This window comes from Allobosea sp. 05T433 (assembly GCF_056396065.1).
The window spans coordinates 63,387-85,473 of sequence record NZ_JBFTKS010000027.1 but is presented as its reverse complement, the minus strand read 5'-3'; the positions used below and the strand labels follow the sequence as shown (position 1 = coordinate 85,473).

20 protein-coding genes and 1 pseudogene are annotated in these 22,087 nt (G+C 66.2%); 10 read left to right on the top strand and 11 right to left on the bottom strand.

All coding sequences use genetic code 11. The annotated features are described in order from the left end of the window. Positions 1–11: 11 nt before the first annotated feature. Positions 12–1,109: a YeiH family protein gene (locus AC1DGP_RS28160; protein ID WP_476832759.1), complete on the bottom strand. Its 1,098-nt coding sequence runs from the start codon at positions 1,107–1,109 to the stop codon at positions 12–14. Between the two features lie 263 nt (positions 1,110–1,372). Between AC1DGP_RS28160 and AC1DGP_RS28155 the strand changes: the two genes are divergently transcribed. The 6 genes from AC1DGP_RS28155 (at position 1,373) to AC1DGP_RS28130 (ending at position 7,633) form a co-directional block, all read left to right on the top strand. Beyond that, on the top strand, positions 1,373–1,675 hold the full coding sequence (locus tag AC1DGP_RS28155) for a hypothetical protein (protein WP_476832758.1): 303 nt from the start codon (positions 1,373–1,375) through the stop codon (positions 1,673–1,675). 323 nt (positions 1,676–1,998) lie between these two features. Further along, positions 1,999–2,658: a portal protein gene (locus AC1DGP_RS28150; RefSeq protein WP_441507604.1), complete on the top strand. Its 660-nt coding sequence runs from the start codon at positions 1,999–2,001 to the stop codon at positions 2,656–2,658. Further along, on the top strand, positions 2,651–2,911 hold the full coding sequence (locus AC1DGP_RS28145; RefSeq protein WP_441507603.1) for a hypothetical protein: 261 nt from the start codon (positions 2,651–2,653) through the stop codon (positions 2,909–2,911). The genes AC1DGP_RS28150 and AC1DGP_RS28145 overlap by 8 nt, the downstream gene beginning before the upstream one ends. Before the next feature lie 477 nt (positions 2,912–3,388). Continuing rightward, positions 3,389–4,420 (top strand): AAA family ATPase, encoded by a 1,032-nt coding sequence (locus AC1DGP_RS28140; RefSeq protein WP_441507602.1) that lies wholly within the window; start codon positions 3,389–3,391, stop codon positions 4,418–4,420. A 97-nt stretch (positions 4,421–4,517) separates the two neighbouring features. Beyond that, a complete protein-coding gene (locus AC1DGP_RS28135; RefSeq protein ID WP_441507601.1) occupies positions 4,518–6,890 on the top strand; it encodes a S8 family peptidase in 2,373 nt (790 codons plus the stop codon). Positions 6,891–7,150: 260 nt separating this feature from the next. Next, positions 7,151–7,633: a methyltransferase family protein gene (locus AC1DGP_RS28130; RefSeq protein WP_441507600.1), complete on the top strand. Its 483-nt coding sequence runs from the start codon at positions 7,151–7,153 to the stop codon at positions 7,631–7,633. Between the two features lie 70 nt (positions 7,634–7,703). Here AC1DGP_RS28130 and AC1DGP_RS28125 read toward each other — a convergent pair whose 3' ends face one another. After that, positions 7,704–8,132, bottom strand: a complete 429-nt coding sequence (locus AC1DGP_RS28125; RefSeq protein WP_441507599.1) for a CBS domain-containing protein — start codon at positions 8,130–8,132, stop codon at positions 7,704–7,706. A gap of 421 nt (positions 8,133–8,553) precedes the next feature. On the opposite strand from AC1DGP_RS28125, the gene AC1DGP_RS28120 reads away from it, so the two are divergent. After that, complete coding sequence (locus AC1DGP_RS28120) at positions 8,554–9,063, top strand: cytochrome P460 family protein (protein WP_441507598.1); 510 nt, start codon at positions 8,554–8,556, stop codon at positions 9,061–9,063. Positions 9,064–9,800: 737 nt separating this feature from the next. Here the strand turns inward: AC1DGP_RS28120 and chrA are convergent. The 6 genes from chrA to AC1DGP_RS28090 form a co-directional block, all read right to left on the bottom strand. After that, positions 9,801–11,048 (bottom strand): chromate efflux transporter, encoded by a 1,248-nt coding sequence (gene chrA, locus AC1DGP_RS28115; RefSeq protein ID WP_476832757.1) that lies wholly within the window; start codon positions 11,046–11,048, stop codon positions 9,801–9,803. Between the two features lie 303 nt (positions 11,049–11,351). Further along, positions 11,352–11,636 carry a hypothetical protein gene (locus AC1DGP_RS28110; RefSeq protein ID WP_441507596.1) on the bottom strand — a complete coding sequence of 95 codons (285 nt, stop codon included), beginning with the start codon at positions 11,634–11,636 and terminating at the stop codon, positions 11,352–11,354. 187 nt (positions 11,637–11,823) lie between these two features. Next, positions 11,824–12,321 carry a GNAT family N-acetyltransferase gene (locus tag AC1DGP_RS28105; protein ID WP_441507595.1) on the bottom strand — a complete coding sequence of 166 codons (498 nt, stop codon included), beginning with the start codon at positions 12,319–12,321 and terminating at the stop codon, positions 11,824–11,826. Between the two features lie 133 nt (positions 12,322–12,454). Next, a complete protein-coding gene (locus AC1DGP_RS28100; protein WP_441507594.1) occupies positions 12,455–12,895 on the bottom strand; it encodes a hypothetical protein in 441 nt (146 codons plus the stop codon). A 51-nt stretch (positions 12,896–12,946) separates the two neighbouring features. Beyond that, the gene (locus tag AC1DGP_RS28095) at positions 12,947–13,645 is read right to left on the bottom strand and encodes a DJ-1/PfpI family protein (protein ID WP_476832756.1); all 699 of its coding nucleotides are present in this window, start codon (positions 13,643–13,645) and stop codon (positions 12,947–12,949) included. Positions 13,646–13,758: 113 nt separating this feature from the next. Then, entirely contained in the window at positions 13,759–14,007 is a 249-nt protein-coding gene (locus tag AC1DGP_RS28090; protein ID WP_441492851.1) for a hypothetical protein, read from the bottom strand. Between the two features lie 236 nt (positions 14,008–14,243). Here AC1DGP_RS28090 and AC1DGP_RS28085 point away from each other — a divergent pair, with 236 nt between their 5' ends. The 3 genes from AC1DGP_RS28085 (at position 14,244) to AC1DGP_RS28075 (ending at position 15,535) form a co-directional block, all read left to right on the top strand. After that, positions 14,244–14,891, top strand: a complete 648-nt coding sequence (locus AC1DGP_RS28085; protein WP_441507592.1) for a lysozyme — start codon at positions 14,244–14,246, stop codon at positions 14,889–14,891. Between the two features lie 174 nt (positions 14,892–15,065). Then, positions 15,066–15,266, top strand: coding sequence for a hypothetical protein (locus AC1DGP_RS28080; protein ID WP_441507591.1), 201 nt, complete (start codon positions 15,066–15,068; stop codon positions 15,264–15,266). Then, complete coding sequence (locus tag AC1DGP_RS28075) at positions 15,263–15,535, top strand: hypothetical protein (RefSeq protein WP_441507590.1); 273 nt, start codon at positions 15,263–15,265, stop codon at positions 15,533–15,535. The genes AC1DGP_RS28080 and AC1DGP_RS28075 overlap by 4 nt, the downstream gene beginning before the upstream one ends. 154 nt (positions 15,536–15,689) lie before the next feature. Here AC1DGP_RS28075 and AC1DGP_RS28070 read toward each other — a convergent pair. From AC1DGP_RS28070 to AC1DGP_RS28060, 3 genes and pseudogenes are all read right to left on the bottom strand, one after another. Beyond that, positions 15,690–16,489 (bottom strand): annotated as a pseudogene (locus AC1DGP_RS28070) (class I SAM-dependent methyltransferase). A gap of 185 nt (positions 16,490–16,674) precedes the next feature. Next, positions 16,675–17,748, bottom strand: a complete 1,074-nt coding sequence (locus AC1DGP_RS28065) for an NAD(P)-dependent alcohol dehydrogenase (RefSeq protein ID WP_441507589.1) — start codon at positions 17,746–17,748, stop codon at positions 16,675–16,677. 105 nt (positions 17,749–17,853) lie between these two features. Further along, positions 17,854–21,855 (bottom strand): autotransporter outer membrane beta-barrel domain-containing protein, encoded by a 4,002-nt coding sequence (locus AC1DGP_RS28060; protein ID WP_476832755.1) that lies wholly within the window; start codon positions 21,853–21,855, stop codon positions 17,854–17,856. Positions 21,856–22,087 lie beyond the last annotated feature (232 nt).

Genomic DNA, 22,087 nt, shown 5'->3' with positions numbered 1-22,087 from the left:
GAACCTCCGCCTCACGGCACCGCGATCAGGTGGATGAGGCCAAGCGAGGTCGCCGCGAGCGCCAGCAGCGAGAGGATGACGGCGGYTGCGACGCGGGGGCCGGCCCGGGCGACGGAGCGAATGTCGACGCCGAGCCCGAGCGCCGCCATCGAGATAATGGTCAGCAGGTTCGCGATGGTCGCGAGCGGCGCAAGCAGGACCGCCGGAATCAGCCCTGCCGAGCGCAGCGCCGCCAGCACCAGGAAGCCGAGGATGAACCAGGGCACGATATGATGCGGCGCGATCCTGTGCGGGGCAGGGCGATCGCCAGCCGTCACGTGAGGTGCCGGCGCGTCCGTTTCCGCGCGCAGCCGGCCTGACAGCAGCGAGAGCACGAGGATGACGGGGCCGAGCATCAGCACGCGCACCAGCTTGACCAGGGTCCCGATCTGGATCGCCGCCTGGCCGGCTGGCGCCGTCGCCGCGATGACCTGGGGCACGGCATAGACCGTCAGGCCCGACAGGATTCCGAACTGGTGAACGCTGAGGCCGAGCGCCGGGATCAGGAGCGGCAGGCACAGCACGACCGCGACCCCGAGCACCGCGGTAAACGCGATCGAGGCGGCGACGTCCTCGCCATCGGCGCCGATGACCGGCGCGGTGGCCGCGATGGCTGAATTTCCGCAGATCGAATTGCCGCAGGCGACGAGGATGGCCATGCGCTGCGGCAGTCCGAGCAGGCGGCCGATGCCGTAGCTCAGCCCGATCGCGACGAAGACCACGGCGGCGATGCCAAGCAGAAGCGGTGCGCCGGCGCTGGCGATCGTGGCGGCGCTGAGCGACGCCCCGAGCAGCACGACCGCGACCTCCAGCAGCGTCTTCGCGCAGAACGAGATGCCGGCGCGCCAGCTTCTGGCGGGGCTCCAGAGCGACCGGACCAGGGTTCCCAAGAGAATGGCCAGCACGAGCGCCTCGAGCCAGGCGCGCTGGAAGAAGGCGGTCTCCAGATGCTCGACGGCGAGAGCCGCCCCCGACACGGGCAGGCAGAGCAGAAGGCCAGGTCCAAGGCGCTTCAGGCTGCCGGGGATCCGGCCGGTTGAGCTCGTTTGATCGTGGATTTGCAGCGTCATGGCGGCACCTGGCAGTTCGATGCGCCGTGTCTGGGCTTTTTCATTAAAGCAATCCAACATGTTGTTTGTCTTGTTTCGATCGATCCGATCGATCATTCCTACCGCGGGCTCCTTTCGGGCCGCGCAGGCCATCCGCGCGCTTCTCGGAGACGCGCCCGCCGCAATAGCGCGCGCAGCCGCAGGGATGACGGGGCTCGCGAACCAGGGCGCCGGTTGAAAGCCGCTGCGGCCTATGCTCTGACCGGCGCAGGAGGAAGGGTTTCATGCTTCGCCATGCCGCAATCATCGTCTCGCTCGCACTTGCCGGGTGCCAGGCCGCGAGCGACGCTTCGCCGGGGCCGCAGCGCACCGCTGTCCGGCCAGGCGCCGGCAATGCGACGCCCGAGGCGCTGGCGAACAGGGACGCCGCCGCCTGCATCCGCGAATCCAACAAGGCGGCGGCGAAACCGGTCAGTGGGGCGAGGGGCACCGGCGCAGACCAGGCGACCGCCCGCCGRAGCGACGCCATGAAGGCGGTCTATGACGACTGCATGGCCAGGCGCGGCTACGCCACGCCGCCGGCGTGAGTGGAGACGCCCGGCAGCGCTCCGTTGGCTCAGGCCGAAAGTGATACACAAAAATCGCATACAGGGGCTTTACATGCGTTTTTTGTGCATGCTATGCCTTTATTCAAGGTGGTGATTTGCGCCCGGGCCAGGGATGGCCGGGCGCTTTTGCGTTTCAGACCGCGCGCATTCTCTGCCGGTCCGCCAGGTCTTTGCGAGCCTCCGGCGCAACGTGCTCACATTAAGTATCTGAACTGGGAGCTGTTGACCCACACCCCGATTATGCCATGGTTCCTCCAAGGGAAGCTTGGGGGATTATGGTGGCTGAGCAAGAAGTCCCCGCGATGAGCAAGCAAGAATTTGCTGTCGCCTATATCGACAACTGGGCCCGCGCGATCCGCCATACCGGCAAGATCCTGGTCGACCTGATCCCAAAAATCTACGACACGGCCCGGGTGCTGCGGATCATCGGCGAGGACGGCAGGACGCAGGAGATCAGGATCAACCAGCTCGGCGGCGTCGCCGCCGACGGCATGACGCCGCGGCTTTCGAATGACGTCACGACCGGCGCCTATGATGTCGCGCTGCAGATGGGGCCGAGCTATGCGACCAAGCGCGAGGAAGTCCGCGACGGCATGACGGCCTTCATCCAGGCGGCGCCGCAGACCGCGCCGCTGATCCTCGACCTCGTCGCCAAAGCCCAGGACTGGCATCTGGCCGACGAGATCGGCGAGCGCCTGGAAACCGTGCTGCCGCCCGAGATCCGCGCGCTGAAGGCGCAAAAGGCGGGCAGGCCGCTGCCGCAAGCGATGCAGCCGCCGCCGCCCGATCCCGCGCAACAGGCGGCGCGGCAGATGGAGCTGGCGACGCGCGAGGCGGAGCTGGTGGCCAAGCAGGCGGAGGCCCGCCGCAAGCAGGCCGAAGCCGGCAAGGCCGAGCTGGCGCTGGAGGCTGCGCAGGTTGCGCAGATGCTGGGGCGGGGGGGCGGGGGAGCAGGTGGCTGAGCCGCAGGCCGACCCGGCGCTCGCCGGCATGGCGCAGGCGATTGTCGAGCTTCAGGGCGTGGTCGGGGAGATCGTGCAGGCGCTGCAGGGGGCGCCGCCGGGTGAGGTGTCGGCGAGTACGCCGATGGGTTCTGGCGAGCCTATTGGGCTGGAGCCTGAACTGATGGCGGGCCTGATGCCGATCAACCAGCCGCCGCCCGCCGGGGCGGCGCCTTTAATGGCGGAACCACAGGGCCAGCTCCCGCAATTCTAGCCGCTTCGGGCGGGCCTTCGCAGGGTGCGGATGTGGCGGCGTTGACCGCGAAGCTCCCGATCGGGCGGCATTTCGGAGGCGAGGCGCCCGACGCGACGAGTGTCCCAGTTGGGAGTTCGTGGAGCGCCTCGCGGTGTTGCGATCGTCACCTCTAGACATTGAGAGCTGCCATGAACCTGCCGTTCGCATTGGACTGGGTTCCTTCTTGACAGTCCACAAGCGGCCAAGTTGCTCCGCGGACGAGATCGCGAGAGCCGGACGCCGCCCATTTCAAGCGTAGTGCGAACGCTCCAGGTCGCAAATTTGCGAGCTCAAGCACTTACCGTCTGCCCAACCTTCACCTAAGGTGTTCGTGGATTCGACACAGCACTGTCTTGACGCGACCCGGCGCGCAGAACTGTGACGGACACGCAAACGACCGTGGGGGAGCGGACGAATCTCTCATGGGTTCGAAGCGAGTGATCAATTAAGGCAGCTATGGCTCGTAGTGATCTTCTTATTAATCTCGTTCGCGCTGGCGCGGTCGGCGATCGTGAGGCGGTGCGCTCCACGGCCGAGGCGTTGGTCGCAGATGAGCGGGCTAAGAAGCACTATATTGTTGCCGATCGTCTACAGCGGGCCCTTTCGGCTGTACCGGTCACGCCGCCCGCGTTGACCGCCAGTTCGCAGCACCTTAACCCCGTCAATGGTCGCGAAGCCATTCTAGAGGTCACAGCTCGGCTGCGGCTCGATGATCTGTTGCTCCCGCTTCCCGCTCGGCAGAGCGGTGGTCAGCTTATCGAGGAGCACCAGCGCGCCGATGTTCTGCGTGCCAATGGCTTTGAGCCCCGCCACCGTGTCTTGCTTTCCGGACCACCTGGTAACGGCAAGACCTCGTTTGCAGAGGCCATTGCCGAAGGACTTGGTCTGCCATTCTACGTCGTGCGCTATGATGCGTTGATCGGCAGCTATTTGGGTGAAACCAATGCTCGGTTGCGCAAGCTCTTCGACTATGTACGTACGACGCCGAGCATCTTGTTCTTCGACGAGTTCGATGCGATTGGCAAGGAGCGCGGTGACACCCACGAAACGGGCGAGATCAAACGGGTGGTATCCTTCCTGCTGATGCAGTTGGATCAATTGCCTAGCTACGTTGTAGTTATCGCGGCCACCAATCATGGCGAGTTGCTGGACCGTGCGGTGTGGCGCCGCTTCCAGATGCGCTTGGCTATACCGGCGCCGCACCTAAAGGAAGTGACGGTTTTCCTTGATCGCATCTTGTCCGATTGGCCGAATACGCCGAAGATGACTCCGGCGAGAATCGCCGCCAGGTTGGGCAAGGTCAGCTATGCTGAGGCGCTCGATTTCTGTCAGAACGTAAGACGACGCCAGATTTTGGGGTTGGGGGAGATGGCTATTGATGACGCGTTGCGAGCCGAACTTGACTTGTGGGTTTCGCGAGTAACGCCAGAGGTCATCAATGCCGAGCGATCCGACGAAGCCACTCCTGAGGCTGACGCCGCAACCTGATCAACCGCGTCTACTTGGACGGCCCGCATACGTCCCACCTCCTGACTCATTTCCGCGCGATCGCCAGACGGGGACTTTCGGTCCCAAATTTACCCGATTGGCGGAGGTTCTTGCGCGCGGTGCCAATGCGCTTGAGCTGCGCGCCGATCCGTCCGGACTTGCGCCTGAACGATTGCTCGTCTTCGAAGTTCGAGGCTCGATCGGCGCGTTCGCCAACGCCGTACAAAATGTCGCCGGGCTCGAACTTGTCGATGAGGAAGAGCTCGAGACCGACGAAGGCGACCAGCAGCCCTATGCTTATCTGCTCGTTCCGGACATCGTCGCGCTACGCAATCTCGAGTCCCTCTGGCGCCGTTGGCAGAATGGCCAGTTAGTCCGAGGCGAAACACCTTGGGCAAATGTATTCGATCTGCTGAGGGACTTACGGCCTTGGGGGCCGCTTGATCGCGTCAGTAGCATCGATGCAAGTTTTCTCGCTGTTGTAATCGATGGCCGTGACGATGAGGAGTTGGTTAGGCTCGAGGTTGAGTTGGTCTACCGCGAGCGGGAGGCCGTAGCGAATGAGCAGGAGGCGAATGTCCGGGCGGCTATTATCGGTCGCGGAGGAGCGGTCGTCACTCGCGCCCGCATCGGCGACATCGGCTATCATGCACTATTGGCGGACATTCCGGTGCGAGCGGTCCGGGAGATCTTGGACCGACGTTCCGAGGGCATTGCCGGCCTCGAGCCGGTCTTACACATTCGACCCCAAAGCGCACCGACCACGATCGAAATCGCCGATGTGGCTGAGGAACGCGAAGCCGCCGCAGCGAGACACCCGCTGGGAGACCCGATCCTCGCGCTGCTCGACGGGGTCCCGGTCGCGGCCCACCGCTTACTCGCAGACCATATGGATCTCGACGATCCCTTTGGCCTCGAGCCTGAGGCGCTAGTAACCAGTCGCTCTCACGGCACGGCGATGGCGTCGCTGATCGTGCATGGCGATCGCAACCAGGCGGAAGCAGCGCTTCCGCGTCGCATCCACGTTGTACCGGTGATGGGCAACAATGACGAATTTCCAAGCGATCGGCTGATTGTCGATCTCATCTATCTGGCGGTCGTTCGATTGCGCGAGCAGCGCCCAAACGTAATCATTGTGAACCTGTCGCTGGGCAATCGGTTTCGGCCCTTCCACGGGCAATTGTCGCCGTGGGCTCGCCTTCTCGACCGTCTGGCGGGCCGCTTCGGCTTGCTATTTATCGTCAGCGCCGGCAATGCGACCACTGACTTCGGTGTGCCCGCTTATGCAACCGGGTTCGACTATGAAGTCGCAGACGGGAACCACCGCGCAACGTCGATGATCGGTGCGCTCCACGCGCTCATCGGCGAACGCCGGATATTCTCTCCAGGCGAGACTGTGAACGGGTTAACGATCGGCGCGTCCAATCGGGATGCCGTACCGCCTGCTGAGCGCGCTCTCGCCCGAGCACTTATCGACCCCTATCCTTTGCATGAGGCGGCGAATCCATCGAGTACACTTGGGCCTGGTTTTGCCCGATCAGTGAAGCCCGATATCTTGATGCCGGGCGCGCGCGAGCATATGCAGATCGTCCGCAACCACGCTCATATCGAAGTGCGTCCTGGGCGGGCGTCACGCGGCGCGGGCCTTAAGGTCGCGGCGCCTCCCGCGGGGGGACGGGAGAACCTCGACGGTTATACTAACGGCACTAGCGCGGCGGCTGCCCTAGCGTCGCGCACCTGCCATCAGATTCACGACGCGCTCGAGGCGAGTTACGGCGATGCATTCCTTTTGCTTCCGCCTATCGAGCGAGCGGTCTTGCTGAAGGCCTTGCTCGTTCACCCTGCACGCTGGCCTCGCAACGTCGCTGACCTCATCAAGGCGACGGTGGGGCCATGGGGCCGCGGCCAGGCCAGCAAGCAGAAGGATAATATCCGCCGTTTCATTGGCTTCGGCTGCGTCGATGCCACGGATGCGGTGGCCTGCGCGGCGGATCGCGCCACTTTCTTCGTAACCGGCAGCCTGCGGAACGATCGAAACGTCACGATCGAGGTACCCGTGCCTATCGCCATGGGTGGCAAAGCGCGCCCGCACAGTCTATCGGCAACTCTCGCCTGGTTCACGCCGGTCGCGCCCGGTCGCAAGAGCTATCGCACGTGTCGCCTGAAAATTCTGAAACCCGCGTCAATCGGCGAGCTTGGAGTGAGCAGCCACAGTTGGCAGCCAGACGAAAACCAGACGAACCGGGGAACAATCTTCTCTCGATGCTGGGATGGGAGCGATGCCCCTGTCGTCGCTGCTGATATGACCATTCCGTTGATCGTACAGCGCGATCCGGACCAAGGCACCCCGATTGACGAGCCCGTGATCTTCGGCTTGGCCGTCACACTGGCCATGCCCGGCGAGGTAGCATTGTACGACGAAGTCTATGCGCGCGTGAGGCCGCCGATCCGCGCTGCCGCGCGGCCTTGAGTTCGGCGCCATCAGGATGCTGTCGCGGTAGACGCCGTCGCGCTTCCAGTCGCGCCGGCGCCGCCCTTCAATCTGGAAGTCGAGCCCTCGTAGAGGGCACACGCCGTCGCGTTGTCGTCGAGAAACCAGGTTGTGAGCCGATGGCCGGCATGATGCCGATGGACCAACCCTGCCTTCGGGCGCGCCCCGGACACTGGCTGGTGATAGACATCGAACGCCGTGGCGTCCCTGGTGGGGACGGGCTTCGGACAGGCAGCGGTATGAGCCACGCAAAAGGGAATGTGCGCGACAATTCGGGCGCCGTGATACGGCCGCCGATCGCCTGGGCGATCGCGGTGCTCGTCGGGCTCGGGCTCGAATGGCTCTCTCCGCTGCCATTCCTCGCGCCGGAGATGCCGGCGGGCGCGCTCGGCGGCATCCTGTTCCTCGCGGGCCTCGCCCTGCTGATCTGGGCGGCAACGACGTTTCGCCGCGCAGGGACGCAAATCCAGACCACCCAGCCGACGACGATGATCGTCGAGGCGGGGCCGTACCGTTTCACGCGCAACCCGATCTATCTCGGCATGGTGCTCGGCCTCATCGGCCTCGCCGTCGCCTTCAACAGCCTGTGGCTCTTCGTCCTGCTGCTGCCGTTCTATCTCGTCATCCGCTACGGCGTGGTCGCCCGCGAGGAGGCCTATCTCGATCGGAAATTCGGGGACGTCTATCGCGCCTACAAGGGCCGCGTCAGGCGCTGGCTGTAGCGAGGCACGGCGCTGAGAAGGGCCCTCTCTCAGGGGTCCTTGCTCGTTTCGCTTCCGACAGTCGCTTGCGTCAGGCCGCCTGGGCGTGTCCGGGCACGACCACCGCCGACAGCGCGATGCCGATGGCCTCCGGGTCGTCCTTCAGCGCACCATCGGCGAGCGAGACGACGCCGACGAGGCGCTTGTCGCGGTTGACCACCGGCAGGCGCCGCACCTGGAGTTCGCCCATGTTCTGCGCGACATCGTCCATGTTCTCGTCTTCGAAACAGTATTTGACGTCGTGTGTCATGATTTCGCGCACAAGCGTGTCATGGCCGCGCCCCTCGGCGACGGCGCGGATGACGATGTCGCGGTCGGTGATCATGCCGACCAGATGGTCGTTGTCGCCGACAGGCATGAAACCGATATCTTCGGCCGCCATGCGTCGGGCGACCTGCAGCAAGGTCTCGTCCGGTCGGGCGATCTGGGCGCCCCTGGTCATCACATCCGATACGATCATGGTCTGAACCTCCATTCCTTCGGGGATAGCGCCTAAAGCTTCGGCAGGCCGTTCGGCTGATCCTGATTGCAGGCGATCGCGCGTCGGGACCGAGGACAGGACGGGTTGCAAAGACGATCCGCTTTGCGCATGTCCTGCTCCGGCGGCACTCCCCAGCCAACGAAGTACGCGGGCGAGGGTTCCCGATGGCGCCTTGAGAATATCGCTTAAGGGATGGCCGCCGCAGCTGCCGCGCGCCCCTGGCCGGGATGGCTTGCGAGCGGGGCCATGCCGGGGGCTCAGGAGTTGAAGCGACCTCAATCGACCTGCGCGTCTCCTCGTGACCTGCCTGTGCAACCGTGGCGGGAGAACGCTTCGCGAACCTGCGTTCGGCAACCGGAACAGAGGGGGAATCGAGGCTGCAGAAGCCGACCAACGTCGCATGAATAAGCCGAGAAAGGACCCGCCGCGGGCACGCGCTGCCGCGAGCCGGGCCTCCGTCCAGCGGGCGGCGGCCGAGGCGCAGCCGGGTCAAGGCAAGCTGGATCAAGGCAGCCATGGTATGGTGCGACAGGCGGTCGCCGTGATCCTCGCCAATCCCGTGATGATCGAGGCCTACCGGGCCGGCATTCCCGGGAACGGCAAAGCTTTCCCCGATGGCGCCAAGATGGCGAAGATCCATTGGAACCCGGCAAAGAACCAGTACTTCCCGGACACGACGGTACCGGGCACCCTCCATGACGTCGACTTCATGGTGAAGGACAGCACGAGGTTTTCAGATAGCGGCGGATGGGGATGGGCCGTGTTCAACCATGACGCTGCGGCCAACACGTTCACACCGGGCACCCTGACTGACCAGCCGCCGCAGGGGAACGACGCCAAGTGCGGATTCTCCTGCCACACGGGCGTGAAGGCCCGGGATTACGTCTTCACGGAGTACGGCAAGCGGTGATGGGCGGACGGTGAACGGACCCGATCAGGCCCGGCGATGGCTAAGAGCACGGAACAGGACTTGACTGCCGTGGCTGCCTCCCGGGCCCTCTCACCAGGACAGCGATGGCAGCCGACGAAATCGCTCGCGCAGGCATCGTGTTGTTCGATGCAGCCCGCCTAGAGCAGGAGCCAACCGAACACGACATTCAGGGCGCTTACCGCTGCACTGGCGGCAAGGAGCACGCCCATGCTTCTCCGTGAGCCCGGCGTCCGCTTCCGCCTTGCCGTCAGGAGGGGAATATCCCGCAGCAGCGACACGGACTGGCTTCCGAATGCCAGGACGCCGCCGAACGGAGCCGCCAGGCGCCGCCACGCAGGCCCCATCTCCGGAACTACAATGGCCGCGCCCCCCACGAGTATGAGGAACAGCCCAATAAAAGCCAGGGCGGTGAGGATGAACGAAGACCGCCATTGGGAGGCTTGGACGTGCACGGTGAGCCCTCGGCAGCACTGAGTTGCCAATCTTAGAGGGCCGAACTCCGATCGGTCTATCCCAAGGGCAGGGAGCAATCCCGGTTGCTGGCCAGCCCTGAGATCCAGGCCCTTCGGGCAGACGTGCGCATGATGCGGATGCGGCCGGGATGACCGCGCCCCTGCCGAACCGGGCGGGACTTGGATGGGGACACAAGGCACCCGGGGCGAGGAAGTCTCGGCGGGTGGAAAACAGGTTTGGGCCGGGATGCCGAAAGCGCATGCTCAAAGCAGCGCCAGGCCGATCCCGCTCGCAGCTGTCATCAGGACGACGATCCAGGGCGGGGCCTTCCAGATCGTGAGGAGGGCGAAACCGACAAGGGCGACAGCGAAGTCGCGCGCGTCCAGGATCGCGCTCGTCCAAACCGGGCTGTAGAGCGCAGATGCCAGGATGCCGACGACCGCGGCATTGGTGCCGCGCATGGCCGCCTGCGCGAGCGGCCGGGTGCGGAAGGCGTTCCAGAATGGCAGCGCACCCGTCACCAGCAGCAGTCCGGGAAGGAAGATTGCCGCAAGGCAGATCGCGGCACCGGCGAGCCCGTTGGGCAACGGCGTCATGGCCGCACCCAGATATGCGGCGAAGGTAAACAGCGGCCCCGGCACGGCCTGCGCCGCACCATACCCGGCGAGGAAAGCGCCAGGGCTGATCCAGCCAGGCTGCACCACGGCGACTTCCAGCAGCGGAAGGACGACATGGCCGCCGCCGAACACGAGCGCGCCGGAGCGGTAGAAGGCATCGAGGAGCGCCACCCCGTGCGCTCCCGTGGCCGTCGCCGCCAATGGCAGGCCTGCGAGCAGCACGAAGAACAGCGCCAAGGCCACGAAGCCGACTGGCCGCGATACCGAAAAGGTCAGATGGCCGGGCTGGATCGTCGCGGCGTCCCGACACAGCCACACGCCCGTCAGGCCGCCCGCGAGGATGGCCGCGATCTGGCCGAGCGAGCCCGGAAAGAAGACCACGACCAGGACGGCCCCGAGCGCAATGCCGGCCCTCGGCTTGTCCGGAGCGAGGGAGCGCGCCATGCCCCAGACTGCCTGGGCCACCACGGCCACGGCGACGAGCTTCAGGCCATGGATCAACCCTGAGCCGATGGGACCGCTGAAGACTGTCGCACCAAGGGCGAAGAGCACCAGCAGCAGGGCGGAGGGCAGCGTGAATGCGCACCAGGCCGCGAGCCCACCCAACGGCCCGCCCCGTAGCAGACCGAGCGCATAACCGACCTGGCTGGAGGCCGGACCCGGCAGGAACTGGCACAGGGCGACGAGATCGGCATAGCCGGTTTCATCGATCCATTTGCGCCTCACCACCAGCTCATCCCGGAAATAGCCGAGATGGGCGACTGGGCCTCCAAAGGAGGTCAGGCCGAGCTTGAGGAAGGTCCGCAACACTTCGCCCGGCGTGCCGGAAACGGCGGTCCGGGTCGCCTCGTTCGGCTCACCCGGTTGGGCCGGAGACGCTGAGCTGTTCTGCACGCTGCATTCCACTGACGACTGACCCGCCATGCGCTCTACCGCGCGAGAGGTCCGGGCGGAAGCCGCGAGCAGCCCCTGGACCGGAAAAAGCACAGTCCCGGAAATCCGCGACAGCCCGGACCCTGTTCCTTGCCCGCGAGCAGATCGGGCGCGCCGGCGCAGCCGCCCCCGAGCTGGTCTTTCAATTTCTGAACCGCGGCGCCAACGCGTTCCCACCGCTTCGGCAGGCCTTTGCTGCGGATGCGGCGCCGATGACCCGCGCAGCTCCCGACCGGGAGACCAGGGCGGCTCGCGCGAGCCGGCTTAATGGGACGGCTTCGCGTTCCCGCGCGTGTCGTCATGGGCGAGATAGCTCAGGACGCTGACGATGGGCTGAAGCACCGAGATGCTGGCGGCGTTGCCCTTGGTGTTCGCCAGGAGCTGGTCGTAGCGGGCCACGAGCTCGCCGCGTTGAACAAGGCCCTTGTCGATCAACAGGTCGAGGAGGGTTGTGACAATCAGGAACTGGCTGCTGCTCAGGTCTGCCAGGACGTCAGCGTCATCGTCGTGCGTCGCTCCGTCTCCCTCATTGAGCGACCAGCTGAACATTTTGAGGAACGTGCCGCAACGGCGGAATGAATGAGGGGGGCGACGCCCCGGTGAGCGGCGCAGATGAGAGCGGCGGGCGTCGGCGCAGGGCGGAATCGGTCCGAGCTTGTCCGGGCCTGTTGCTTGCCGGGGCCTGGTTCGATGTCAGTTCATGAGGCGGCGTCAACGGAACACAAGGGAGCGGCCACTAGGGCGCCCCGAGATCCAGCGCCATCAGGATGCTGTCGCGGTAGACACCATCGCGCTTCCAGTCGCGCCGGCGCCGTCCTTCGATCTGGAAGCCGAGCCGTTCATAGAGGGCGCGCGCCGCCTTGTTGTCGTGGAGGACCGAGAGTTCGATGCGCTCGAGCCCGCGCTGACGCGCCCGGTCGAGCGCGAGCGTGAGCAGGCGCCGGCCGAGGCCTAAGCCGCGATGGCTGGCGAGCAGCCCCATCCCTAGTTTGCCGACATGGGCGCGAACGGGGGAGGCATCCGGGATAATGTCGCACCAGCCGACAACCTCGCGATCGACTGCCACGACCCGCGGGGCGTTGGCCTCGCGCAGGCCGGCGATGAAATCCGCGTAGCGCTCGATCGGCGGCGCGCTCAGGCGCGAGAGCCAGCGCCCCTCGCGGGCGACGTCATCAAGGCAGCGGTGACAGCCGGCGAGATCGCTCTCGGCGGCATAGCGTATATCCACACTCATCTCAGTCCTCAGCCCAATACCCGCATGTCTCGGGCAGAATAGAGCCGTAAGCTGCGACCAAAGGGAAGGGCGGGGAGGGGTGTGAACTGACGAGCGGCCGCCCCTCGGGGCGGCGTTGAGCCGAAGCTCGGATTCAAACCGATCTCAGGCTTTGAAACCAGCATGTCTGGCTGCTCAACAGGAACAGCAGGGCGACACCGACGATACCGGTGACGAATGAAAGCCCCAACAGCTTCAGGCGAGTGTGCCGAAGCAAGGCTTGATCTTGCGGGGACGGCGTCGGCCCGGTCCAGCGACGACGCTGCACGCGATGAACGCCAACCAGGGCGAGGAATAGCGAGCCCCTGAAGTGAGTGCTGTCTTGCGATCGGGATCGCGCATTCCCGAGGATGCGGGCGGCGAAAAATAGGTTGATTGACGCAGCAACTGCCACAAATGCGTAGAAGGCAGGCGTTGCGATCTCGTTTGGAATGCAGGCGGACAATGGCGAGGCTCGGGCAAACGAGGCGATCTTCAGCGGATCATTCCAGAGCTTTGTGAGAAAGCCAAGCGACGCAAGCCCATACGGGCCCATGAGCTGACTGCCCCGCCTTACATGGCTCCACCCAAGGCACCTTGGCCGCTTTCAGCGGACCGAACCCTCTGCTCGCTCGCGCAGGCGGGCGGCGGCGAGTTCGGTCGCAAGCCGCCGCCGGTCGATGAAGGGCGCGATCTTCTGGCGCGTCGCCTCGACCAGGGCGGCTGAGGCCGAACGCGGCGATCCGCCGTCGAAGGGAGGTTTTGGGTCATATTCCATCTGCAGCTGGATCTCCCGGGCGATGTCCTCTCCCAGGAGATCGGCGACGACGGTGAGCGCAAAATCGATTCCCGACGTGACGCCCGCGCCCGTGATGCGGTTGCGGTCCTTCACGACACGCTCCGCGACCGGGATCGCGCCGAGCAAGGCAAGCTGGTCGATCGAGGACCAGTGCGAGGTCGCCCTGTAGCCCTCGAGCAGGCCGGCCGCGCCGAGCACCAGCGAACCGGTGCAGACGGAGGTCACCAGCTGACAGCCGGCTGCGATCCGCCTGAGAAAGCCGAGCGTCTCTGCGTCGCTCATCAGCTCGATCTGGCCGGGGCCGCCGGGCACGCAAATCAGATCGAGGGCGGCGCAATCGTCAAAGCGCATCGTCGGCAGAATCGACAGGCCACGGTCCGATGTAACCGGCTCCAGGGTTTTCCAAAGCAGATGAACCTTGGCCCCGGGCATGCGGAAAAACACCTCGGCCGGGCCTGTCAGGTCGAGCTGCGTCAATTTTGGAAAGAGAACCAAACCAATCTGCATCTCTTAGTCCCCGCTGGAAAGCCGGACGCACTTATAGCGTGCAGCGCGACGGCCGCCATGGGGGATGACATCGAAACCGGGAGACCAGAACTGCCGCGGTTCGCGTGCCGTGCTCAATGGGACGGTTTCGAGAGCCCTCGCGTGTCGTCATGGGCGAGATAGCTCAGCACGCTGACGATGGGCTGCAGCACCGAGATGCTGGCCGCGTTGCCCTTGCTATTCGCCAGGAGCTGGTCGTAGCGGGCCACGACCTCGCCGCGTTGAACAAGCCCCTTGTCGATCAACAGGTCGATCAGGGTTGTGACGATCAGGATCTGGCTGCTGCTCAGGTCTGCCAGGACGTCAGCGTCATCTTCGTGCATCGCTCCGTCTCCCTCGTGAGCGATCAGCTGAACACTTTGAGGAACCTGCCGCAACGACCGAGTGGATGAAGCGGCTTCGCCTGGCCGCGTTTGGCCGGCGGCCTTTCCATTTCTGAACCGCAGGGCAGCCCCCCGCCGTTCCCAAAGCTTCGGGCAGGTCTTCGCATGATGCGGAGGCCGCCGCGATGACCGCGCCGCCCCTGACCGGGCGGCTTTTTCATGCACGGAGCACAGACATGACGCGTCGCATCAGCGATGAAGGCCTGGCGCTGATCAAGCGCTGGGAAGGATGCCGGCTGACCGCCTATCGGGACGTGGCAGGCGTCCTGACGATCGGCTACGGCTCGACGGGGGCCCATGTCCGGCCGGGCCTGAAGATCACGCAGCAGGAAGCGGAACAGCTTCTGATCAAGGATCTCGCCCGGTTCGAGCGCGCCGTCGCGAGCCTGGTCAAGGTGCCGCTGAACGAGGGGCAGTTCGCGGCGCTCGTCTCGTTTGCCTTCAATGTCGGCGAGGGGGCGCTCGCCCGCTCGACGCTGCTGAAGACGCTGAATGCCGGCCAAGTCGCGGCCGTGCCGGGCGAGCTGATGAAATGGGTCCATGCCGGCGGGCGAAGGCTGGACGGCCTGATCAACCGGCGCTCGGCCGAGGCCGGCCTGTGGGCGCGCGGCTCGCATGTCTCCAGCAATACGGTTGCGGCGCGCCCCGCAAAACCCCCGGTCGTGACTGTAGACAATGCCATCAAGGTCGCGACGCCGCTCTCTGGCCTGCTCCAGGCCTTCACCAGCGGGCCGGCGCAGCTCGTGCTTGCGCTCGCCTTCGTGTGCGGGGGCGCCTTCCTGCTCTGGCGCTGGCATCGCGCGCAACAGGAGGCGGCGGCGTGAGCGTGCTTTCCGCACTCTGGAGCCGCTTTGCCGGGGCCATCGCCGCGCTCGGCGCGCTGCTCGCAATCCTGGTCGGAGCCTACGCGAAGGGCCGGCGCGAGGGGAAAGCAACCCTTCAGGCCGAGCAGGAGCGCGCTCGCCGAAAAGCCATCACTGACAAAGGGAAGCGTGACGATGAGATCGACAGTCTTGGCCCTGCTGCTCTCGATCAGCGCCTTCATCGCTGGCTGCGCCGGGATGGCCGGTGATTTCTGCGACACCGCCCGCCCGTTCCGCCCCTCTGCCCAGGCCGCGGCGGCGATGAGCGATCGCGAGAAGGCGGATGTCGTGAAGCATAACGAGCATGGCGAAAGGCAATGCGGATGGACGCCGTGAAACCCCGTCTCGATCTCGGCCTCGGCAACATCCTCTCGATCGGGATGACGGTCGTCTCGCTGGTCGCGGTCATCGTCACAGTCAGCCTGTCCTATGGCCAGTTGCGGGCCAAGGACGATGTCCACGACATGCGAATCGCCATCGTCGAGGCGCAGCTCGCCAAGCGCGAGAGCGCGGAGCAGGCGGCGAATAACCGCCTGTCGACGATCGAGGGCGATATCCGCGTGATCCGCCAGATCCTCGAAGGCGTGCGCCCGCCACCGCGATAGGCGCAACAGCCATCAGCCCCATTCATTTCGCCCGCCGGTCCCGTCATGGGGCCGGCGGGCGCATTTTTGCTTTTGGCGCGTCAATCCAGGTCCGCCGGCAGCGCCTGCAAGGGCAGGGGGCGAAGCAGACTACGCTCCGCCGAGAGACGCTCGCCTATCCCTGCGCCTTCCGGGCGACGAACAGCCCGATCTGCTTCTCGGCTTCGAGCACGCCGTTCCCCCGTGCGAAGGCGGCCTCGATCGCGTCGCGAAACCGGCCGAGCTCGGCCTCTGTCGCCCTGTCTCCCGGTGGATAGGAGGTGAGCGCCAGGAAGACGTCGTCCGGCTCGGTGATCCGCAGCTGCGCCGGCTGCCGGGCAAAGCTCACATTGCCAAAGCGCGCGCGCAGCAAGTCTTCGGCGGTCTCAAAGCCGAAACTTGCCCCGGACGGATCGACCGGTCGCTGCCGAAGACCGTGGTGAGTTCGTAGAGCGCCCGCAGATTGCCGATATCGTTGGTCGTGACCGCGAGACAGCCGCCGGGCTTCAGAACACGCTCCATCTCGGCGATGGCCGCGGCGGGGTCGGGCAGATGATAGAGCATATGCATGGCGATGACGGCATCGAACGATGCGTCCGCGAAGGGCAGCGCTGTCGCGTCGGCTGCCTCGCCGCGGACCGATCCGAGCGACAGGGCCTGGCAGCGCCCGACCGCCTCTTGGACCATGCCGGGCGACAGATCGGCGAGCGTCAGGTTGATCGGTTGCGGCAGCGCGTCCACCGCACCGGCCCAGAACCAGCCCGGGCCGCAGCCGATATCGAGGACATGGTCGCCGGGGCGCAGCGGCAATTGCCCGGCCACCCATGGAAACCAGCCCGTCTCGGAGATGCTGTACTGGCTGTGGAGCCGGGCCCGCGCCGCAAGCTTGCGGTTATCGCGGTATTGCTCGGCATTGTCCGTGATGATCGCTGTCATGCGGCGTTCCCGATCCCTCGCGCGATCTGCGTGTCCGGCGCGAGCATAGGCAGCGCCGGCAACGGCCGCTACGGGGCGAGGGCCCCCCGGTTTCGTGCGGAGGAGGAGGATTGGATCGGCCTCCCGCCACGCAAGCTCCGTGTGGGTATGCCCCTGGACCTGCGCCAACGCCCCCGCGCCGGCGCTCACGGCGTGATCGCCACCTTCAGCACGCCGTCGCGCTGGTGGCCGAAGAGCTCGTAGGCGGTTTCGATCTCGTCGAGCGTGAAGCGATGGGTCACGAGCGGCTTGAGATCGACACGCCCCGAGGCGACGACGCTCATCAGGCGGCGCATCCGCTCCTTCCCGCCCGGGCAGAGCGTCGAGACGATGCTGAGATCGCCGAGGCCCGCCGCGAAGGCATCGAGCGGGATGGCGAGGTCGCCGGAATAGACGCCGAGGCTCGACAGCGTCCCGCCCGGTCGCAGGACGCGCATCGCGGCCTCGAAGGTCTGCTGCGTGCCGAGCGCCTCGATCGCGACGTCGACGCCACGTCCGTCCGTCAGTGTCATGATCTGCTCGACCGGGTCGCCCACCTTGAAGTCGACCACGTGATCGGCGCCGAGCGCTCGCGCGACCGCTAAGCGGGCCGCAACGGTGTCGACGCCGATGATCGTGCTCGCGCCCATCAGCCTGGCGCCGGCGACAGCGCACAGGCCGATCGGGCCGAGCGCGAAGACGGCCACGGTATCGCCGATCCTGACGCCGCCGCGCTCCGCCCCCGAGAAACCCGTCGACATGATGTCGGGGCACATCAGGACCTGCTCGTCGGTCAATTCGTCGGGGACAGGCGCGAGATTGGCGATGGCGTCCCTGACGAGCAGGTATTCCGCCTGACAGCCATCGATGGTGTTGCCGAATTTCCAGCCGCCCGCGGCCTTGAAGCCGTGGCGCGTTCCCGGCCCATCCTGCGAGCCGCAACCGCAGAGGCATGCATAGCTGTGTCCGCTCGGGGTGATGGCGCCGGCGATCACGCGCTGCCCCTCGGAATAGCCCTCGACGCCCGATCCGAGCTTCTCGATGACGCCGACCGGTTCATGACCGACGATCAGGCCCTTCTCGACCGGATACTCGCCCTTCAGAATGTGGATATCGGTGCCGCAGATCGTCGTAGTCGTGATCCTGACGAGCGCGTCGGTCGGCCCTACATCGGGAATCGCCTTGTCCTCGAGGACGATCCGGTTCTTCCCAACGAACACGGCAGCCTTCATCTTGGCCATGGCTTGGCTCCTTCCATCATCCGCAGGACAGAGGGGACGTGGTCGGACCGGCGACGATGCTCGCTCTGCCGTCGGCCTTTCCGGCCAAAGCCCCGGAGATAACCTTTACCAGCTCACCTTGATCCCGAGCCGGCCGTCATAGGCGTGCGAGCGCCCGTCGAAACCGATCGAGTAGCCGGCGGTGGCGTAGAGCGCGGTGTTGCGGGTGAGCTGCGCGTCGATGCCGGCCTTCAGCTCGGCCCAGGCGCCGCCGAGGTCGGAGCGGAAGGGAATGAAGCCGGTCGCCGAGGAGAACGAGGTTTTGGGATTGCCCAAAAACTCGTTCCACAGGCTGGCTTTCAGCCAGGCGGTCATCAGGCGCGGCCTGGCGCCGGGCGTCGCCTCCTCAAGCGTCCAGCTTTTCGCGAGACGCGCGCCGATGCGCCCGGCCAGCGACTCCGCATCGGAGAAGCGCACCAGCGCCGCGGTGTCCAAAGCCGAGCCGCCTGCCACCGTCTGGTAGACCAGCTGCGCCTGCGGTTCGAGGATGAAGCCGTTGCCGAGCTGGAGGGGATAGCCGCCCTCGAGCGAGGCGGCGAAGCCGAACGTGTCGCGGTTGAGCACGAAGCCGCGTTTGGAATCGGCCTTGGCATCATACCAGGTGCCCTGGAGGACGCCGTCGAGATACCAGCCCGAGGGCCCGAAATGCGTCCAGTAGGCGCCGAGCGAATAGGCGTCGCTGCTATTGGTCCCGGCTTTGATGCCGTTGAAATGCGTGACGTCGCCCTCGATCCGGCCGATCGCGCCATAGATGCCGGCATGGTCTCTGCTGCCGTCGGCGCTGACGCTGCGATAGAGGTCGAGCCCGGCCTGGAAGGCGTAGAGGTCGTAATCGTAACTCGGGCCATTGCGAAAGATGCCGCCTGGCCCGCCATCATGGTTGCTGTGCTGGCCGATGATCCTGGCCCAGCCTGATGAGGCATAGGAGCGGCCGGGCGCCGTGGCGCTCGCCGGCAACTGCACCACGGTCGTGCAGCGGAAATTCTTCTCGGGGTTCTTGCACCAGATCGTGCGCTCTTCGGTCACTGCAGGCGCCTCCAGCGGGCGCAATTCGCCGACGCGCTCATGCAGGCTGTCGATCAGTGTGCGGCCATAGATCAGCTGCATCGCGGGCAGGGCGGCGTGGAGCGAGGTCTCCTGCCGGAAGTTGGGGACCGGATCATCCGGTCCCGGATTGAGATGCGAGCGCAGGTACCAGTTGTCGGGACCCGAGGCATCGACGCTGCTGCGGAAGAGCAGGTATTCATAGGGGCCGGCGACGACGGGCCGCCCCAGCGTGAAGGCGCCAGTTGCGGTCGTGCCGCCATTGATCGCGTCGACGACCAGGATGCCGTTGCTGCGCGTCAGGTCGCCGGCGCCGGTCGTGTTGGCGATCAGCAGCGGCGATGAGCCCGTGGCGCGGCCGCCATCGATGATCAGTCGGTCGGAGGGGGCGCTGTCATTGCCGAGGAAGGTGTTCAGGCCGAGCTGGCCGCCTTCGCCGAGATAGTTCACCACCGTCAGCGTCTTGTAGCTTGCAAGCAGGGTCGGGTCGCCGCCGGGCGGGGTGTACTGGATCAGGCTCGGGTCATTGACGAGATTGGTCAGGTTCGAATTGCCGGTCATGATCCAGGTGCTGTCGACCAGGGTCACGTTCGAGACGCTGCCGGGCGCGGTGAAGGCCGAGCCGGTGACGGTCGAGCGCGTCACCGTGACGTTGGCGAGGCCAGGCACCACCGGGAGCGCGGTCGGCGGCGGCAACCCGGGCAGGGCGCCGGGAAGCGGCAGGTCGGGATCAGGATCCGGCAGGTCGGGAACGCCGCCGAGCGGAGGGAGCTGGGTCAGCGGCGGGAACGCGAGGCTGCTGCCGACGCGCAGCCACTCGCCGCTGCCACCCGCGGTCGAGCCGGTCAGGCTGACATTGCCGTTGCCGGCAACACCGATCGTCGGACCGCTGACATTCGTCAGCGTGCTGTCGGTGAACTGCGCGTTCGAGACGGCTCCCGGCGCACCGATGACGAAGAGCGCCGCCGATTGCGCGCCCGTCGCCGTCACACTCGCCTGGTTGCCGATGATCAGGCCGCCGGCTTCGGCGACGGAGCCATGCGCGGTCGCGCCCGTCGCCAGCACCGAGGTCTGGTTCATCGTCACCGAGGTCGGATTGTCGCGCGAGAGCGTGCCATGCGAGCTTTCGCCGACCGTGAGCACGGTCGTGCGGTTGGCGATCACCGCCGCTTCGCCACGCCCGGTGATCGGGCGCGTGCCGTAATCGCCGAGCACGGCGCGCAGCCCGACCGCGTTGTTGCCTCTGGTGGTGATCGCGGCATCGTTCACGGTGGCGGTCGCCTTCGGCGCGGAGATATCGTTGCGCGACTGCGCGGTGACGCCATGTGCCAGGTTGCCGGAGGTCTCCAGGACAAGGTTGCTTGCGGTCAGGTTCGCGACGAATTCCGCCCCGGTCTGCTCGGTGACCGAGAACAGGCCGATGCCGCTGACGCCGCTGGTGGTGATCCTGTTGTTGGAAATCGTCACCGTGCCGCCGTCATCGGCGACGACGCCCATGGCAATGAAGCCCGATGTCGTCACGCTGGTCCCCGTCGCGGTCAGCACGCCGCCCGGGTTGCGGCCGACGAGGCCGTGTGGGCGCGCGCCTGCCCTGACCTCGCCGCCGGTCGTCTCGACGCTGCCGCCATTCAGGGTGATCGAGCCGTTGAGATCGGCGATCACACCCATGGCATTGTCGTTGCCCGAGGTCCGGACGGCGACATTGGTTGCCGTCACCGTGCCGCCCCCGGCCGCCGTGATGCCGGGGCTGTCGCGTCCGTTCGTCGAGGAGGAGCCGCCGGTCATGGTCGCGGTCGCGCCATTGATCACCCGCAGCCCGTAGCTGATCACGGCGGCGCCGCCCGTGCCCTGGATCTGCGTGTTGGTCAGCGTGATGGCAGAGCCGGCATCCTGGACCAGCACGGCGTTCGGGCCGGCGGAACTCAGCGAACTGTTGCTGAAACTGCCGGTGCCGCCGGTGAAGAGGAAAACCGCGTTGGCGCGGGTTCCTGCCGCCGTGACGGTCGTGCCGGAGACGGTGGCCTGCGATCCCGCGCCCTCGACCGAGATGCCGGTGCCGCGCTGGCCTGTCGTGGTGATCGTGCTGTTCACCACCTGGGCCGAGCCTCCGGAGAGTACGCGTATGGCTGACGCGGGATCAGTGTCTGCGCTGGAGGTGCCGCTCGTGGTGAGCGTGCTGCCGGCGAGCGAAATCGAGCCGCCGATCTCGGCCCGGGCGGCGCTCGCAAATGCGCCGGTCGTGGACAGCGTAATACCGGTCCCGATGATCGTGCTCCCCGCGCCGGTGGAGAGCAGGGCATGACTGCCGATGTTTCCGGCAACGATCTGAGCGCCGCTGGTGGTGACCTGGGTCGTGTCGGCCAGGACTATCGTGCCGCCGCCTTGCGCGAGCACGCCGAACGAGCCCCGGGAGGCCGTGCTGACGGTGCCGCCGACGAGGTCGATCCGGCTGCCGGTGCCTGTGGCAACCACCGCGTGGTTGGAACTGCCGTTGCCTCCGCCAAGCGTTGCAACATTGGCGGCGAGCGCAAAGACAGTTCCGCCGCCGCTGGCAAGGATCGCGAGATTGTCGGTGACCGCGACCGCCCCGGTGCCGAGCGTTATGTTCGCGCCGTTCGCAGAGATATGGCTTCCCGCGCCGGATGAGACGAGCCCGCGCTGGCCGGTGGCGGCCTGTACGGTCGCCAGGGTGCTGCCATCGAAGTTGATCACGCCGCCATCGACGGCTTCGGCGCCGATATAGTTTCTCGGGGCCGCACCCGGTCCGAGATTGATCGTCACGCTGTTTGCACTGATCTGCCCACCGGGATTTGTCGCCCGCAGTCCTGGCGTCGCGGCCGAAATCACCGTGATCGTCGAGCCCAATGGCACGACACAACTCGTGCCGTTCACCGCGACCGGCCCAGGCGGGCAGGCTTGTGCCTGGGCCGCGCCAGCCCCGAGCAAGGGCAGCCCGCAGCTACCGAGGAGCAGGCGCGCGCCCCAGGGCCAGGATTGGGAAAGCCTCGCTTTGCGTGCCGCCATCGCCCCCTCCCGTCACCGCGGCCGTTCGACGGCCGCCTCATGGCGCCCGGTTTCGGGCGCGGCAGGACTCAGATCAGTGGTCGAATCGGTTCGGGCCTGGAGAAGGCCGTGAAGGCCCGCAGCCATGCCGCAATGCCGCTTTGCGTCCCGAGACGCGGTATCAAAAGGAAAAGATGCTGCCGCCTCGCGGCAGGAGGCCATCGCAGTCGTCGTCGCCATCCACACCCTCCGC

What these genes read in the sequence shown, in the direction of transcription:
- AC1DGP_RS28150 (WP_441507604.1), top strand. Translation starts at nt 1,999, where the DNA reads ATGAGCAAGCAAGAATTTGCTGTCGCCTATATCGACAACTGGGCCCGC.
- AC1DGP_RS28140 (WP_441507602.1), top strand. Translation starts at nt 3,389, where the DNA reads ATGGCTCGTAGTGATCTTCTTATTAATCTCGTTCGCGCTGGCGCGGTC.
- AC1DGP_RS28130 (WP_441507600.1), top strand. Translation starts at nt 7,151, where the DNA reads ATGAGCCACGCAAAAGGGAATGTGCGCGACAATTCGGGCGCCGTGATA.
- AC1DGP_RS28125 (WP_441507599.1), bottom strand. Translation starts at nt 8,132, where the DNA reads ATGATCGTATCGGATGTGATGACCAGGGGCGCCCAGATCGCCCGACCG.
- AC1DGP_RS28120 (WP_441507598.1), top strand. Translation starts at nt 8,554, where the DNA reads ATGAATAAGCCGAGAAAGGACCCGCCGCGGGCACGCGCTGCCGCGAGC.
- AC1DGP_RS28110 (WP_441507596.1), bottom strand. Translation starts at nt 11,636, where the DNA reads ATGTTCAGCTGGTCGCTCAATGAGGGAGACGGAGCGACGCACGACGAT.
- AC1DGP_RS28105 (WP_441507595.1), bottom strand. Translation starts at nt 12,321, where the DNA reads ATGAGTGTGGATATACGCTATGCCGCCGAGAGCGATCTCGCCGGCTGT.
- AC1DGP_RS28100 (WP_441507594.1), bottom strand. Translation starts at nt 12,895, where the DNA reads ATGGGCCCGTATGGGCTTGCGTCGCTTGGCTTTCTCACAAAGCTCTGG.
- AC1DGP_RS28095 (WP_476832756.1), bottom strand. Translation starts at nt 13,645, where the DNA reads ATGCAGATTGGTTTGGTTCTCTTTCCAAAATTGACGCAGCTCGACCTG.
- AC1DGP_RS28090 (WP_441492851.1), bottom strand. Translation starts at nt 14,007, where the DNA reads ATGCACGAAGATGACGCTGACGTCCTGGCAGACCTGAGCAGCAGCCAG.
- AC1DGP_RS28085 (WP_441507592.1), top strand. Translation starts at nt 14,244, where the DNA reads ATGACGCGTCGCATCAGCGATGAAGGCCTGGCGCTGATCAAGCGCTGG.
- AC1DGP_RS28080 (WP_441507591.1), top strand. Translation starts at nt 15,066, where the DNA reads ATGAGATCGACAGTCTTGGCCCTGCTGCTCTCGATCAGCGCCTTCATC.
- AC1DGP_RS28065 (WP_441507589.1), bottom strand. Translation starts at nt 17,748, where the DNA reads ATGGCCAAGATGAAGGCTGCCGTGTTCGTTGGGAAGAACCGGATCGTC.
- AC1DGP_RS28060 (WP_476832755.1), bottom strand. Translation starts at nt 21,855, where the DNA reads ATGGCGGCACGCAAAGCGAGGCTTTCCCAATCCTGGCCCTGGGGCGCG.